13 protein-coding genes are annotated in these 16888 nt (G+C 44.3%); 5 read left to right on the top strand and 8 right to left on the bottom strand.

What is annotated here, in order from left to right; all coding sequences use genetic code 11:
• The first annotated feature begins 97 nt into the window (after window positions 1–97).
• Complete coding sequence (locus H5073_RS01275; RefSeq protein WP_182676287.1) at window positions 98–2002, top strand: alpha-amylase family protein; 1905 nt, start codon at window positions 98–100, stop codon at window positions 2000–2002.
• Window positions 2003–2175: 173 nt separating this feature from the next.
• Here H5073_RS01275 and H5073_RS01280 read toward each other — a convergent pair whose 3' ends face one another.
• The 5 genes from H5073_RS01280 to H5073_RS01300 all read right to left on the bottom strand — a co-directional run bounded on the left by H5073_RS01280 (window position 2176) and on the right by H5073_RS01300 (window position 5359).
• Window positions 2176–3090: a sensor domain-containing diguanylate cyclase gene (locus tag H5073_RS01280; RefSeq protein ID WP_182676288.1), complete on the bottom strand. Its 915-nt coding sequence runs from the start codon at window positions 3088–3090 to the stop codon at window positions 2176–2178.
• Window positions 3091–3244: 154 nt separating this feature from the next.
• Entirely contained in the window at window positions 3245–3463 is a 219-nt protein-coding gene (locus H5073_RS01285; RefSeq protein ID WP_182676289.1) for a DUF1289 domain-containing protein, read from the bottom strand.
• Window positions 3438–3788, bottom strand: a complete 351-nt coding sequence (locus H5073_RS01290) for a VOC family protein (protein ID WP_182676290.1) — start codon at window positions 3786–3788, stop codon at window positions 3438–3440. Before H5073_RS01290 ends, H5073_RS01285 begins: the two co-directional genes overlap by 26 nt.
• 212 nt (window positions 3789–4000) lie before the next feature.
• Window positions 4001–4699: a DUF445 domain-containing protein gene (locus tag H5073_RS01295; protein ID WP_182676350.1), complete on the bottom strand. Its 699-nt coding sequence runs from the start codon at window positions 4697–4699 to the stop codon at window positions 4001–4003.
• Between the two features lie 183 nt (window positions 4700–4882).
• On the bottom strand, window positions 4883–5359 hold the full coding sequence (locus tag H5073_RS01300; protein WP_182676291.1) for a GNAT family N-acetyltransferase: 477 nt from the start codon (window positions 5357–5359) through the stop codon (window positions 4883–4885).
• A gap of 309 nt (window positions 5360–5668) precedes the next feature.
• On the opposite strand from H5073_RS01300, the gene H5073_RS01305 reads away from it, so the two are divergent.
• The gene (locus H5073_RS01305) at window positions 5669–8959 is read left to right on the top strand and encodes a DUF748 domain-containing protein (protein ID WP_182676292.1); all 3291 of its coding nucleotides are present in this window, start codon (window positions 5669–5671) and stop codon (window positions 8957–8959) included.
• A 183-nt stretch (window positions 8960–9142) separates the two neighbouring features.
• Here H5073_RS01305 and H5073_RS01310 read toward each other — a convergent pair whose 3' ends face one another.
• The 3 genes from H5073_RS01310 to H5073_RS01320 form a co-directional block, all read right to left on the bottom strand.
• Window positions 9143–9547, bottom strand: coding sequence for a hypothetical protein (locus H5073_RS01310; RefSeq protein WP_182676293.1), 405 nt, complete (start codon window positions 9545–9547; stop codon window positions 9143–9145).
• Between the two features lie 42 nt (window positions 9548–9589).
• The gene (locus H5073_RS01315) at window positions 9590–10213 is read right to left on the bottom strand and encodes a 2OG-Fe(II) oxygenase (RefSeq protein ID WP_182676294.1); all 624 of its coding nucleotides are present in this window, start codon (window positions 10211–10213) and stop codon (window positions 9590–9592) included.
• A 232-nt stretch (window positions 10214–10445) separates the two neighbouring features.
• A complete protein-coding gene (locus tag H5073_RS01320; protein WP_259394769.1) occupies window positions 10446–12245 on the bottom strand; it encodes a SulP family inorganic anion transporter in 1800 nt (599 codons plus the stop codon).
• A gap of 339 nt (window positions 12246–12584) precedes the next feature.
• Here H5073_RS01320 and H5073_RS01325 point away from each other — a divergent pair, with 339 nt between their 5' ends.
• The 3 genes from H5073_RS01325 (at window position 12585) to ilvN (ending at window position 16863) form a co-directional block, all read left to right on the top strand.
• Entirely contained in the window at window positions 12585–13748 is a 1164-nt protein-coding gene (locus H5073_RS01325) for a multidrug effflux MFS transporter (protein WP_259394778.1), read from the top strand.
• Window positions 13749–14650: 902 nt separating this feature from the next.
• Complete coding sequence (locus H5073_RS01330; RefSeq protein WP_182676352.1) at window positions 14651–16369, top strand: acetolactate synthase 3 large subunit; 1719 nt, start codon at window positions 14651–14653, stop codon at window positions 16367–16369.
• Entirely contained in the window at window positions 16369–16863 is a 495-nt protein-coding gene (gene ilvN, locus H5073_RS01335; RefSeq protein WP_182676296.1) for an acetolactate synthase small subunit, read from the top strand. Before H5073_RS01330 ends, ilvN begins: the two co-directional genes overlap by 1 nt.
• Window positions 16864–16888: the final 25 nt, after the last annotated feature.

A 16888-nucleotide genomic window follows, 5' to 3' on the forward strand; every position in this document is an offset into this window, starting at 1 on the left:
ATAAATTGCGATAAGCCAAAGCCTGCTCTTCTAGGAGCAGGCTTTTTTATCACACCAAGATATAGATTTACACTTAACAATCAATAATGTGACTTGTATGATAAAAACCTTATCTTTCCCAATAAAAACGTTACTATTAAACGCCGTGTTCCTTAGCTGCATCACTCAAGTTTACGCCAATGATCAAGTGAGCTCGGCATCGCAACGGGTAACAAACATCCCCCATAAAGCGGTGGTCTATCAGGTATTTACCCGTCTCTATGGCAACACCAATACCAATAACAAGCCATGGGGCACGATCAGTGACAATGGCGTGGGTAAATTCAGTGATTTTACCGAGCTTGCCCTTAAAGATATTAAATCCTTAGGCGTCACTCACATTTGGTTTACTGGCGTGCCTCACCATGCACTTATTCAAGATTACAGCCAGATTGGCATAAGTCATGACGACCCTGATGTGGTCAAGGGGCGCGCGGGCTCGCCCTATGCCATCAAAGATTATTACAATGTGAATCCAGATCTTGCTGACAATCCCGCACACCGTTTAGCCGAATTTGAAGCCCTGATTGAACGTACCCACGCCCAAGGCATGAAAGTCATCATAGACATAGTGCCAAACCATGTGGCCAGAGGCTATCACTCATCATATAGTGCAGCTAGACACTTTGGTGAAAATGATAATACTCGCCTCAGTTACGCTAGGCACAATAACTTTTACTATGTCCAAGATGAGAATTTTAGCGTACCTGATGTCACAATGTTCCCCCTTGGCGGCGAGGCTCATCCATTGAGTGACGGTAAATTTCATGAGTCACCGGCAAAGTGGACTGGCAATGGCTCACGCCTAGCAAAACCTGATAAAAACGATTGGTATGAAACCGTTAAGATTAATTACGGCGTGCGCCCCGATGGCAGCCATGACTTCCCAGCTCTGCCAACTCACTTTAAACAAAAAAACACCGCCGAGCATTTAGCGTTTTGGCAAGCGCAAGCTGTGGATACGATTCCAGATTCATGGAAAAAATTCACCCATATTGCCCAATACTGGCAGACAAAAGGCGTCGATGGCTTTCGCTATGACATGGCCGAAATGGTACCGCTTGAATTTTGGAGTTATTTAAATAGCCATATCAAGCACACAAACCCTGACGCATTTTTATTGGCAGAAGTGTATAACCCTAGCCTTTATGAAGATTATATCCAGCTTGGCAAAATGGATTACCTGTACGATAAAGTCGGCCTTTACGACACCTTAAAAGCGGTTATTCGCGGTGAGAAAAGCACCACACAGATTGCCACCACTCAAGCACTTGTCGCCCCGTTTGCCGATCATATGCTGCACTTTTTAGAAAACCATGATGAGCAGCGCATCCCAAGTGCAGACTTTGCCGGCAGCCCAGAAGCTGCCCTGCCCGCTATGGTGATATCAGCCACCATAAGCCGCTCGCCAACCTTAATATATTTCGCTCAAGACGTCGGTGAGGCCGCTACACAATCCCCTGGCTTTGGCGCGCCAACACGCACCAGTATTTTCGATTATGTCGGAGTACCCGCCCATCAAAGATGGATGAATGGCGGCAAGTTTGATGGTGGGCAATCCAGCACGCAAGAAAAAAAATTGCGTACCTATTATCAAAAACTGTTGACCCTAAGTCGTACTGCCCCAGCATTTACTGGGGATTATATGCCGCTTGCCACAGGGGATGATAAGCTGTTCGCTTTTAGTCGCTTCAATAAGGTGCAGCAACTAATTATCGTCAGTAATTTTGATCGTGTGCACGGAAAAACCTTATCCTTAACCGTCCCTAAAAGCCTATTAACGGCGTGGGGAACGGCAAGACTTGAGGGGGATAATAACGCCGATTTACAGCTTAGAGACTTGCTAAAGCCCGCTCTTGAACATGACTACTCTCTGATATTTAACCCAGAGCCAGATTTAGGCGCCAACATACAGCTTAAGCTTGCGCCATTGCAGTCGGTAATCTTAGCCTTAGTAAACTAATTTAGTAGTAAAGCTTAATGGGATTTCTTATCTAACCTCAACTCGGGTTAAGAGATGAATAAATAGCCTTGATACAGTCTAAATTCAATACCTTACATTCAAACTTGAACTTTGCGCTGATAACAAGGCCAATTTATACGTCAATAGCTAGCCTATTGCAGTTATCTAGAAGCTTAAGCCACCGCAATACAAACTTGGTTTCGGCCAAGCTTTTTGGCTTGATAGAGGGCAATGTCTGCCTTTTCATACATATTTTGAAAACCGCTACCAACAAGATGCTCACAAAGCCCAATAGACGCACTGACGCTTAAAGTCATGCTGGCAAATCTGATTGGGGTGTTATAAATGCTGATCCTTAGCCGCTCTGCGATAAGGTATGCTAGCTCTTTATCCGTGTCAGCGAGAAAAATCGCAAATTCTTCACCGCCAATACGGCCAAAAATATCATAGGGCCTAAGCTGCTTGCCAATAAGCCTTGCAACCTGCTGCAGCACTTCATCTCCTGCTTGGTGACCATAAGTGTCATTCACCCGTTTAAAAAAATCCATGTCTAATATAAGTAATGCCGCTGGAGTATGTTGCCGATCTTGCCTGTTAAGCTCTACCTTCACTGAATCCACAAAGCTACGACGATTGGCAATTCCGGTTAACTCATCGGTTAAGGCTAATTCCCGAAGTTTTTCTTGAGTGGTCAGTAATTTGGCTTCTAAGGCTTTTTGCTCGGTAATTTCTTTGGCATGCACTAGCAATTCATTGGTGGGTAAACTTTGCTCTGACAATAAAAACCAACGGCCATCCCAGCTATCAACTTCCAGCAGCCTAAACTCTTCTGTGTGTCTTTTTATTTGCGCATCAGCAATCCAAGCCTCTAAATCATCACTCTCAACATGCCAGCCTGTTTTGGTGGCCGTATTGTGACGAATAAGTTGCTCAAAAGTCATCCCAAGGGCAGTATTGACATCAAAACCAATAATGCTCGCAAATGTTTGATTAATAAATGATATACGGTCAAGCTCATCAAAAATCAAATAGCCATCTTTACTGATCTCAATAAATTGCATAAGTTTGTGATGGACATCATGTGGCATGGGCTTTCCTACTAATTAAGTAAGCTGAGTCGTGTTTGTCATGAGCAATTACGCAATACTCGAATAAGTTAATACTAGATTAGTCGACCATGAACTGACTTGCTTGAAATATACTATTAGAAATAGTCTGAGTATATTCTTCAAGTTAATCATTTTATTGCCCATTTTTTTGAGTCGTTATGAAGGAATTGGCTGATGGCCCATGGATAAGTGTCAATGCGTGCATACGCTGCTTTTTTTCTGTATCACTTAAACGATGCCAATTAAGGATGTCATCCAAGGTGCGGTGACAACCAAGACAAACATCTTGTGCATCTAAGCAACATTGGCGCACACAAGGGGATAGATCACTCTGACCAGACGGCATATTCATTACCACTTGGGTCACTAAAATGAAACCGGCGCCCACCAGGGAAAGTGAATATATCTTTAATCAAGGTCCCCCCAGCCGCTAATACTTTGGCCTGAGTCTGGGCTAAAGCTTGACTATAAAGGACAATAAGCGGACAGCCCTGTTTTACGCTGAAGCCTTGCTCACTCAAATAAAACCCGCCGTTTATTCCGACATTTAAAAAGCAGCTGTATTCTGGGCCATAGTCTTGAAACTGCCAGTCAAAAACACGCTTAAAAAAAGCTTTGCTAGCAGCAAGGTCTTGGGTGGGAATTTCGAGGTAATTGATGTTGTGATGCTGGCTCATGTTTGGCTCCATTTATGATTTTTACACTTTAACGACTCTGATACTGGCTCATTTTTAGCCAAGCAACAAGCGCAATTGGCAATGATTCTTAATAAAGCATAAGCAATAAAAAAGGGAGCGATTTGCTCCCTTTAACAAGTGTGATGTTCAGTCATGAACAATGTTTTTCCACCCACAACACATCAATTAACTGCACATCAATTAACTGCACATCAATTAATGAGTGCAGCCAGCGCGCCTATCATGCCGCCAAACACACCGCCCCACACCACCAGCCATCCAAGGTGAGTCTTTATCATTTCTTCAATAATGTCCTTAACCATGACAGGAGTCAGTTCATTAAGTCGCTGCTCGACAATATCAGCAACCTTAGCGCGCATATCAGCCATGACTTTGGGCTGCTCTAATTCATTAATAAGAATGCTGTTAAATTCTTCACTTTGAGATAACTCAACTAAAGACTGCTTCATTTTCTCGATAAACGGCTCTTTAAGGGGCATGAGTGCCTCAGTACCACCAAGCATAGCTAACATACCGCCAAGTGATGATTGCGCCACAGTGCTCACTAAGGCATCAAATGACGGCGCTAAATCCACCTTCTCTATTACTGGCTTTAAATCAATGGCTTGCGAGCTCTTGCTGGTCAAAAAACGATCGATATTGTCTTGGGTAAAAAACTGGCTCATCATCAAGTGCTTAATGCCTGCTTTAAACTCTTCAAATCTCAGTGGCACAACCCCAGAGCCATAAAGCCCAGGAACTTTTTCAAACAACATGTGCACCGCTAACCAATTAGTAATCGCCCCCGATAAGGCAAATAAACCTATGGTTAACACTATAGGTAACTCGCCAAAATAACCGACTAAGACTAAAGCGGCCGCCAAAAGGTTAGTTATGACACTTTTGTTCACTGACGCTTTGTTGACTAATGTTTTTTTAATTGCACTATTATTTACCGCATTGCTATCCACTTCGTTTTTGCTCACCGTGCGATCCTCACTCTGACTGCCTTAGCCTGTTAATTGGCGGCATCTTACCAATAAGGCACCATGCTTGGCTAGCTAGCGAGAAAGAACATAGCTTGATGGGGTTGTCTAGAGCGTCTGGTGATACATGTACACAGGGGGGGTAGCTTCGACGCTGTCCTGAGAATGACTCGCCTCCTCTGTGCGTGGTTGTGCATCTTGGGCTAGGGGTTTCCCCTGAACATTGTGGTCGATTAAGGTGCGCTTTATGAGCAACACATCGGCACTGTCCGCAAGCTCTTTGGCTTTGGCGATGAGCTCTTTCGCAATCCCTGTACCGCGATAAAGCTCAACCACAAAGGCATCATCAAAATACCAAATAGGTTTAAGTGACACTGAAGAGTGAGAAGGATAAAGCTGAATAAAACCCAGTGCTTGTATATTGTGGCTGGCGATAAAAATCATGGTATCGCTTTCGCTTAATCGCGCACTAACAAACTGCCGACACTTATAGCTTTCTGAAGGTTGACCTAGGCTCTGCCGATATAAATCAAACAAGCCTGTAAGCTGCTCGATATCCGAACCCGAAGCTAAACGTATTTGCATATTCCATCCCTGAAGCGTGTATTGAGTCATTAACTATGATGCTAGGTTTTTCACCGTTTAGCGCGCTTGTACTTAGTTGATGCAGCTTAAGCACGACTCAAGCGAGTTGAACATCTACCCAAACGCGCTTAAGAAGACGAATAACGAAGACTTAAGTACTCATATATTAACTATTCATTAACAAAATGCAAAAAATAATTCATCTATTTGAGGATCTTATGCTGAATTAAAGTAAAATAACCCTCGCTTATGTCACTCAAATATTGACGTCAATTATACTTTCCTCAGCATTCTTTTCAGGTCTTCATCATGAACTCATCTTCGACCCCACTACCACGTCTTAAATGGCGTAATAACCGCCTCGTTAACATCAGCATGTTTAGCATTATCGCTTATGCTGCCTCGATAGGCGCGTTAGGCTTGGCATTGCCTTTTTTCGCCCATAAACATTTACCCAGCTGGCTTGGCGAACAATTAGGCAGAGAAGTGCACATCGCTGATATCGCCATCGACCCGTTTGAGCTTTCATTAACCTTATCAGAAATTAAGATTAAAGAAGTCGATACTAAATCTGATTTTTTTAGTCTGCACAGCTTAAGGGCTGACTTGGCTTTTTGGGACTCCATCAAGCACGGCGATATTCGTCTTACTTCAGTACAAATCAAACGTCCAATGGTTAATTTTGCACGTCATTTAGAACCCGACAGTAAGGCTGAAACATTCAATATCAGTGATATATTGCAGCGACTCAAGCAGCAAGCCGCACTTAATACAGCGCCAGTTGATCAAGACAATCATGCGCCGGCCATCAATTTTGCCATCAAAATCCTCTCTCTTACCGAAGGCAATCTGTCATTTAACGATACCACCACTGGATTAGCACTCAATTATGCAGACATTAGCTTCCAGTTAGAGAATGTCGACAGTAGCCGTATGTTAGAAAAAAATGCTGAAACTGAGCCCGCCAATCGCTTTCGCGTTCATATAAAAGGTGCCGCCAACAGTGAGCTCAGTACTCAAGGTGTATTCCAACTCATGCCACTTAAATTACAAGGTGAGCTTAACATTCATGAGTTGCCGCTCCCTCAATATTGGCAAGCTGTTGATACACTGTTTAACGTCACACTTGAGCAAGGTAAATTGAACTTCAAAGGACAGTATGCCGTCAGTGTCCCAGAGAAGGCTGCACCGCAATGGCACTTGGACAAGGGATCGTTTAGCCTTGCGGAAATAAAAATCCGTGATAAGCGCAACCAGCAAGCTATTCTGTCCTTAAATGCATTAGTACTCGATGATATTCAAGCATCTAGCCAGACTCGCGCTGTTTCTATTACCGCCCTGCGCTCACACTCGGCAATCTTAGCCCTAAGCCACAGCAAACAAGGCATAGATTTAGTCGAACTATTTAGCCCTATCGGCGCCCAAGCCAACACAGCATCGGCTCAGCAAAACCTTACCGATGAGCATACTTCTGACATTCAAATTGCCGAGACCAGCGCCGAAATAACTTCAGAGGAAAGTGGCAAAATAAACCTAGAAACAAGTGCTCAGACAAGTGCAGAGGAAAATACCAAAACCCCAGTAGCGACATCAGTAAACACAGCATCAAATGCCACATCGAGTGAGCCTCAATGGAGTGTCACCCTCAAGAGTAGCCAACTAAAAGATTATCAAGTGAACTTAACCGAGATGTCGGTAAGTGAAACGGCCACGCTATGGCAATTTAGTGATATCGCGATCACAAGCTCTGCCATTGATACAGGACTTAGTCAGCCCCTCGATTATCAAGTTTCAATGACGATCAATGATGGCAGTGTATTTGAATCTCAAGGGCAGCTTAATCTTAATGCTCCTAGCCTAGACAGTCAGATTGCCCTCTCCAACCTTAAGTTGGTTAGGCTGCAACCTTATGTGGCCCCTTTTATTGATCTCACCATAGAAGATGGCACTTTTGGCACTCAAGGTCAGCTTAAGGTTACTAAACAAGGGATTATCGACTACCAAGGTCAGGCACAACTTGCATCCCTTGCCATCAAAGATAACCTTATCAATCAGCCCTTGATCAATTGGCAAACCATGGCGGTAAGGGGGATCAAGTTTAATTCTGGGGACAATCAGCTTGAAATAGCAGATATTAGCTTCGATGCATTGTTCGCAAGGTTGATTATTGCTGAAGATAAACGTACTAATATCAGTCAATTAATTAAGCACCAGCCCACAAATGAAACTGTCGCAACCACAGTCAATGTTAAAGGCAGCAATACCGTTAAAAACGTCAGTAAAGAAGCTGTGCTCACGACTTTAGATAAGCTTGAAAACCGCATTGAGGCCAATATACATACTGGCGCCACCTCCGGCACTAAAACCAAGCCTCTGAGCTTTGAAATCAAACGTATAGCCTTTGACAAAAGCTCGGCATTTTTTGCCGATAACTCGTTAAATCCCAGCTTCAGCTCAGGTATAGAAGAACTGACAGGCGAAATTATTAATCTCTCAACCAAAACTGACAGCCGCGCCACGATTTTGCTTAATGGTAAAATCGATAAATATGCCCCTGTGGTATTAAAGGGAGCTGTTAATCCTTTTGTAGACAAGCCATTTTTAGATATCGACCTATCATTTAAACAAGTTGAATTAACCTCAGTGAACCCCTATTCGGGCACCTACGCTGGCTATTATGTTGATAAAGGGAAATTGTCACTGGATCTTAATTACCAGCTTAAAAATAATCAGTTACAAGGCAAAAATCATTTGGTGATCGAGCAGCTAAAACTCGGTAAGCCCAGTAATTCCAAACTTGCCACTAGTCTGCCCATCACCTTAGCCATCGCATTATTGCAAGACAGGCATGGCGTCATAGACTTAGGACTTGAAGTCACAGGTGACGTGAATTCACCAAGCTTCAGTTTTGGCAGTATCATTTTTGCCGCCATGGGCAATTTAATCACTAAAGCAGTGACGTCACCCTTCACCTTATTGGCAAACCTCATTGGCGCAAATGAAGATGAGCTGGACATTATCAGTTTCGATTATGGCACCTTTGATATTAATAAAGACGAGCGTCGCAGTTTACGTAAGCTCGCCAAAGCATTGAATGATAGGCCATTACTCACCATTGAATTGCGCGGCAGTATAGATCAAGCCAATGACAGACAAGCCCTTGCTGAAGCTATGTTACATCAGCAGTTGGCCCGTATTGCAGGACTTGCAATCAATGAATTGCCTACAAGCCTCAGCGCCAGCCAGTTTCCAACCGATGGACCATTACTGGATGCATTAATGAGTTATCTCACCTCTGAGCTTAAGCTTGAACCTGATGCCGTCAAAAAGGCCTTACTCCATGAGAAACCTGAACTTAACAGCGATGAAATTCGTACCCATTGGCATATCGCCCTGTACAACTTAGCTAAAAAGCAGCAAAAAATTGATAGCCAAGCACTCAGCCAGTTAGCACTAGCGCGCTCAGAAGCCGTGAAAAGTTACTTAGTTGAAAAAGGTAAAGTTAACCCAGCAAGGGTGTTTTTATTGGACAGTAAAATGACCATTAAACAGCAGCATAGTGCACAAGTGCTGGTTAATTTGGATGCCAGTAAGGCCTAGGTTATCAGAGGGAAGCGAACTGAGCGCAAGCTGTTCAAAAAATGAGGCAAAGTGCAGTAAAAGAAGGTTATCAGAGCCCGGTAAGTAAGAGCGGATCAGCCAGCGCCGCGTATTCGCAGCGCTGGTTCAAATGCCTATCTCAAGAAAGCACGCAGACTCAGTGTAAACGCTAAAGTATTGGTATTACATGGTCGCCATATGCCAATAATCGAGACGCTTCTGCGGCTCTGCCACCAGTGTTTTACACTTGTCTTTATATTGCCCCATCAATGCGGCCAAATCACTGGCGTTCGCCATGCTGCTAAGTTGCTCCGCTTTAGTGGCCTCAAGTTGTGCCATCACTTCCGCTTCGCTTGAATATTGCTTTGCAACCGCCAGCGCTTCCACAGATGAACTTGCCAAGCGCTCACCAACGGCCTGCATTTGCGGGGCATTCATGGCTGCTATGGCTGCTGAACTAATTTGATAATAAGCCGCGCACTGAATAAGTTCGCCACTGAAAGCCGCCTCAGCTTTGTCTTGCGCTGCGCAGACTTGTACCCCTAATAATGCGAATAATCCTAGGGCTGAAAAAGTGTTTTTAATCATAACCTTCCTATCTTTTAAATAATACTATGGGTAAAAGCAACACTAGAAACCATGGGTGGCATGACTCACTCTAAACCAACCGGCAATACTAATGCGCGTAGCAAAAGATTCACGTACTTCATGGGGAAAACGCTCACTCATAAAAATCGCCATAGTGCCCATGCGCGGTGGCACGGTTTCAAGTTGGCTATCATCTTCATCATAAATGATAAGTTCCCCGCCATGATCGGTCTGCCAATGAGGGTTTAAAAAAAACACTGTAGTCAAAATACGATTTTGACTACCTTTAAGGGCATCCACGTGTTTACGGTAAAATGCCCCTGACTCATAAACCGCATAATGACTTTCATAATCAAACAACCCCATAAATAAACGGCGATTTAAGCCTTCACGGAGTTGCTCCATCAATTGAAGGTAATCATTATCTACGGCATCCTTTTTATCGAGCCAGCTTATCTTGTCGGCACGGATCTTAGTATCAATTTGTTGATCTATTCCACGGCCGATAGCCGCAGGCTCAAACTCCCAAATTGCGGCGGCGCGCATCTTCGCCAATAACGCTAGGCTGACCTCTTGAGGAATAATATCCGACAAGAGCACATAGCCCTTATCCACTAATGCATCTGCAACCACATCGAGCATTGCTTCACTGAGGGGTGGAACCATATAAGCCATTTCCAAAATGACGGCGCCTAACTTCAAAACTTAAGCTCTAAAACTTACGTTCCTCAACTGAAGTCGGTAACTAAAAGTGAGTCGACTCAAGTTAGCAAGCTAAAGTTTGTAAGCTCAGGCGCGCAGGAGGATAAATCAATCCCCAATATTGGGCGGATTTTAGGTAACTATCCCCCACAAGGCAAACACTATCACTCCAAGCTATTCCATTACTCTATAGGTATTAAAGCTGGCTATGGGCTAACACCTTGTCTTTATCATCTTCTTGCTTCTGGATCATTGCAGCACTGCCCTCGGCAAGCGCGGCTTTGTAATGCTGATTAAGTTTGATAGCCAAATACAGGTCTGAGCGAATCACAATGCCGCCATCACCGTATTTCATTTCTGTTTGTTGGAACCAACCGATCATCTGGCGTTTTCGTCCAGCCAAAATAAGCCGCACACCACGCTTTTTAAACAGCACTTCAAGGTCGGCAAGCATGGCCATCACACTTAAGTCCAAATGGGTAAAACACGGCACTGTATCTATGATAATGCAGTCGGCATTGTCTGACTCTCGCACGTAACGCTCAAGCAAGCGGCGCTTAAAGTAAGTGGCGTTAAAATAGGTCAAAGGCGAGTTGAAACGGTAAATAAACACTCCAGCAATAGCCTTGGCTTTTTCATCCCCATCTATGCTGCGGATAACCCCTTTGCTGTCTAACCCCAACACTTGATCTGTTGGACGCATTACCGTTTGCAAAAATTGGAACAATCCCAATAATACCGCTAAGGTAATCCCTGGAATAACCCCAATAAAGAGCACCGCAAATAAAGTGGTCAAGGCAAGGAAAAAGGCCGGTCTGTCTCTTAGCCTTAATTTAAAGATAGCTTTTAAATCAATAAGATGAATTGATGCGATAACCAATACCACCCCCAATGCCGCGCTTGGAATAAACTCAAGCGGCGCGGTTAAAAATATGGCTACTACGGCAATAATGCAGGCCGCAATGATAGACACTAACTGAGTTTTACCGCCATTTGCATCGTTCACAGCGGTGCGAGAATCAGCGCCACTTACCGCAAAGCCCTGGGATAACGCTGAGGCGATATTGGCAAAGCCTAAGGCCCTGAATTCTTTGTCCGCATCTATGTCATAGCCATTTTTTGCAGCAAAGCTTCGCGCCGTAAGCATCATGCTCACAAAGCTCACCATGGCTAAGTTAAGTGCTGGCATCACCAATTCACGGGCAATACCAATATCAAACACTGGGGCTTGAAATGACGGTAAGCCACCCGCTACGCTGCCGATAGTTTTGATGTCAAACTGGCCTAGATTAAAAACCCACACTAATAGCGCGCCTGCGGCAATGGCAAACATAGATGATGGCCAAGCTGGACGAAACCGCTTCATGGCGAAATACACAATCACAGTGAGTATCGCCATTAATAAGGTGGGAATATGGGTTTTGGCAAGGTATGTTGGTACGCCACCTAGCCTTTCCAATAGGTATTTTTCATCAAAATCAAAACCGAATATTTTTGAAAACTGGCCGACAATAATAGTAATCGCCACCCCGTTAAGTAGCCCCATCAAAATAGGTTTAGAGAGAAAATCTGCTAACACCCCTAATTTAAATCGACTGGCAATAAGACACCAAAACCCCGTCATCACTGTCATGGTCATCACCAACTGCCAGTGCTTTAGCGCATCTCCTGCGGCGAGTGGCGTTACCACGGCGGCTATCACCGCACAGGTTGCCGCATCAGGCCCCACTATCAATTGCTTAGAGGTACCAAAAAGTGCATAGATAAGCATAGGCAACACACATGAATACAAACCAACCGCGGCATTTACCCCTGTCAGCTGGGCATAGGCAATCGCCACCGGCAGCGCCACGGCGGCCACAGACAAGGCGGCGCGCACATCATCTTTTAACCAATGACGTTCATATTTGGATAAGGGGACGAGTCCCGGCATAAACTCAAAAATACGGCTCTGGAGCAAAATAACCTCAACAACGCTGCGAAAACTATGGGCCATGGAAAGTGGCAATAATAGTGTAATATGAATGAATTAGGCAATCTCTGCTGGCGAATACTTTAGCACATTTATCATGACTTATATTGCCGATAACCATGTTATTATAGCCAGCTCTCGTGCCCAATTATTTGCGGTCTACAGCCTGGGCTTAGTAGTTGTCAATGAGAAGCAATAAGAGACAGCAACTTTCTGAGCTGAAATAATCCCTGTTTAGCTAACAGTTACGCATAAAATAGACGACTAACACTACACATTATCTTGATTGCTATAGGAATACTCGTGGATCAGCCAGCACTCTCAACACCAACTAAATTCCCAAACCTTGCCCTGCTGATCCCCATGTTAGCCGCTATGGCGGCTATCACCCCGCTGGCAATCGACATGTATTTGCCAGCGATGTCAGTCATTAGCAGTGACTTTTCAACCGACATCACCTTAGTACAGCAGTCATTAAGTCTCTACCTTGCAGGTTATGCACTTGGGATGCTGACCTTCGGCCCCATTGCAGACAAGATTGGTCGCCGGCCGTTAGTGTTAGTGGGATTAATTGGCTTTGCCTTGATTAGCCTAGCGATTTCAATGTCTCAGTCCATCGAAGTTTTTCTTGGGCTTAGATTTCTGCAAGCCTTTATTGGTGCTGCTGCTACTGTGGTTATTCCTGGGTATATCAAAGAAGTCTATGGTGAGAACACCGCTAAGGGCATGTCTTATGTCAGCTTAATTATGATGTTAGCGCCGCTTATCGCCCCCAGTCTTGGCAGCTTAATTTTAGAAGTTGGCAATTGGCACCTGATTTTTTTATTCCAATTCGCCTATGCCTTAGCGCTTATATTCCTAGTGATTTTCACCCTGAAAATGCCTAGCGATAAAGATAAAACCACTCGCAGTCAAAAAACCGTACTCGGCGGCTATATTACGGTATTCACCCGCCAAGGCGTGAAGCTAAATCTTGCCAGCGGTGTACTGACATCATTTGCTTTTTTCTGCTACCTCACCGCATCGCCATTCATCTATATGGAAGTGTTTTCATTAGACAAATCCTTATTCGCCATCTTATTTGGCACCAATGTCGGCGCATTGATGTTAGCGAATGTGGTTAACTCACGCATCGTCACCCGTTTTGGCTCTAAGCGCATGCTACACGTTGCCACTCTGTTGGCGTGCTTATTTGCCAGCGCCTTATTAATAGTGAACTTATGGTCGCTGAGCTATCACTATACTGTGCTGGCGCTTATCCCTTTAATGGGTAGTCTTGGGATAATGTCAGTTAATGCCGATGCCATCATCTTGATGAAATTCAAGCAAGAAACCGGCACAGCAACAGCAGTCAATGGCACCTTGCGTTTTGGATTTGGTGCCCTAGCAGGGCCGTTACTTGCAGTGTTTTACGACGGCACAGCAATCCCCTTCTCCGCCTTAATGCTTGCATCAGTTATGCTCGTAGGGCTTTGCCAAGGCTATCAAAGCCTTATCAATCGAGCACCACGATTCAAAACCCAATAACCATAGAATTCAATAATCTAAGTGGAAATCAGTTTATCTTGGCTTAAGGAGCACAATAATCACTAGGCCGAGTGTATTGCCAAAAACTCTGAAGCACTGAAATTACTTTAGAGTTAAATGCTGGGCAGTATCACCATTTCCCCTCAGAAAAACTAATGTGTTTATCGCTTCTTCCACTGTTGGAGTATCACCAACAGGTATTCACCACTGTATATAGCTATCTTAAGAGATAGGATGAAACTATTCACTTTTCATCTCATAAAGTCGCGCTCATGGATCCTGAACATACAGTGTTTAAGTGCATCTGCTGAATCCCAAACAGATATATTGACTATATAGTGAGGCCTGAAAAAGCGCTAATACTGGTTGCATTACCAGTTTCAGCTTTTTAAAAGCCAAATAAAACCTTCACTTGACTCTGCTATACCGTTAACAAGTTCCAAATTATCAACCAACGCTGTAATTTCTGATGCCGTTATGGGGACTTTATCTTTGCGATATGCAACAGTCCCTGCAGCATGTGAGTCCTCCTTAATGGTCCATATTCTCTGGTTATACTCATCAAATAAGTGCTAGCAACCTTTAGAAACGAACGAAGTAAAATGTTCATAATAAGACATCCCATGTTGCACAAGGGAGTTTGTTAACAATAGAACCGTGAATTTTACTCACTTTGCAGCATTTTAATAACAAAACCCTTGAAAACAATATTTATCTGATTATGATGAAACTCTGCTCTCTCAAGCAGATGCCAACTTATTTGCCAATAAGTCACAGCGATGTTATTGCTGTTAATGGCACTCAATGAGTTTGAATTACCCTTCAAACTTGAATTTTATAACGATTACCGTCGTTGTTTACAAAGTACTGTTTACCATAACGGTAACTATGAGGTCTTTTCTATGGAAATGTTATCTGGCGCTAGCATGATAGTGCGCTCTCTTATTGACGAAGGTGTCCAACACATCTTTGGCTATCCCGGCGGTTCTGTCCTTGATATTTATGATGCCTTGCATGAGATTGCAGGGGTTGAGCATATTTTGGTGCGTCACGAACAAGCCGCGGTGCATATGGCTGATGGCTATGCTAGGGCTACGGGTAAAGTTGGTGTCGTATTAGTGACATCAGGGCCTGGTGCCACCAATGCCATAACAGGTATTGCTACTGCGTACATGGACTCTATCCCTCTTGTGGTGTTATCAGGTCAAGTCCCCAGTAATTTAATTGGCAATGATGCCTTCCAAGAATGTGACATGATAGGGATTTCACGCCCTGTGGTAAAACACAGCTTTTTAGTCACTGATCCTGCAAAAATCCCTGAAACCATCAAAAAAGCTTTTTATATCGCCAGCACTGGCAGACCTGGGCCTGTGGTGGTTGATTTACCCAAAGATTGCCTAAACCCACAAACGTTGCACGAATATAGCTACCCAGAGTCGGTGAGCATGCGCTCATACAACCCCACCACTGTCGGCCATAAAGGCCAGATTAAACGCGGCTTACAAGCATTAATTCAAGCTAAAAAACCTGTGTTATATGTGGGCGGCGGCGCAGTGATTTCCGGCTGTGATAAACAAATTTTAGCCCTGTCAGAACAATTAAATATCCCTGTGGTTAACACCTTAATGGGTTTAGGTGCCTTCCCCGGCACTCACAAGCACAATGTCGGTATGCTGGGCATGCACGGCCGTTATGAAGCCAATATGGCGATGCACAATTGTGATTTAATTTTTGGTATTGGGGTGCGCTTCGATGATAGAACCACCAACAATGTGGAGAAATATTGTCCTAACGCCACTATTTTGCACATAGATATCGATCCCGCTTCCATTTCCAAAACCATCAGGGTGGATATCCCCATCGTGGGTTCGGCGGATCAAATATTAGACAGCATGCTGGCATTACTGGAACACACACAAGATAGTCAAGATAAGCAGGCCATCGGTGAATGGTGGGATGAAATTACCCATTGGCGCGCCAAAGACAGTCTCGCCTATGATAAAAATAGCGGTCGGATTAAGCCTCAGCAAGTGATTGAAACCTTGTATAAATTAACCAATGGTGATGCCTATGTCACCTCAGATGTGGGCCAGCATCAAATGTTTGCAGCCCTCTATTACCCTTTCGATAAACCCAGACGTTGGATAAATTCTGGCGGTTTAGGCACCATGGGGTTCGGCCTTCCCGCCGCCATGGGGGTCAAGATGGCCATGCCAGATGAAACCGTGATTTGTGTGACTGGTGATGGTTCAATTCAGATGAATATTCAGGAATTGTCGACTGCGCTGCAATACGATACCCCAGTTAAAATCATTAATTTGAATAACCGATTTTTAGGCATGGTAAAGCAATGGCAAGACATGATTTATTCTGGGCGCCATTCCCATTCTTACATGGATTCGGTGCCTAATTTTGCCAAAATTGCCGAAGCTTACGGCCATGTGGGCATGACAATTAGCGATCCAAACAAGCTTGAAGCTGAGCTTGCTAAAGCCCTCGCCATGAAAGATAAATTAGTCTTTGTCGACATCAGTGTGGATGAAACTGAGCACGTCTATCCTATGCACATTAAGGGCGGAGCAATGAATGAAATGTGGTTAAGCAAAACGGAGAGAAGCTAATGCGCCGAATTATATCAGTACTATTAGAAAACCAGCCCGGTGCCCTCTCCCGTGTGGTCGGCCTATTTTCACAGCGTGGCTACAACATTGAAAGCTTAACCGTCGCCCCTACTGAAGATCACAGTCTGTCACGGCTCAACATTACTGTGATAGCCGATCAACATGTGCTTGAGCAAATTGAAAAGCAGCTGCATAAGCTTATTGATATTCTAAAGGTTGCCAATATCACTGAGGCTGCACATATTGAACGTGAGCTGGCATTGGTAAAGGTCAAAGCCCAAGGCGAGCTTAGAGAGGAAGTCAAACGCACTGCGGACATATTTCGTGGTCAAATTGTTGATGTCACCGCTAATCTTTACACCATACAGATGGCGGGTACCAGCGAGAAGATTGATGCCTTTATCCGCGCCTTGTGTGAGGTCACTAAGATCATCGAAGTGTCCCGCTCAGGGGTGGTAGGACTTGCTCGCGGCGAGAAATCCATGCGCGCTTAGCCGTTAATTAAATTCCGAACTCAAC

Origin of the sequence: Shewanella sp. SR44-3 (assembly GCF_014163735.1) — a bacterium.
GTDB lineage: Bacteria > Pseudomonadota > Gammaproteobacteria > Enterobacterales > Shewanellaceae > Shewanella.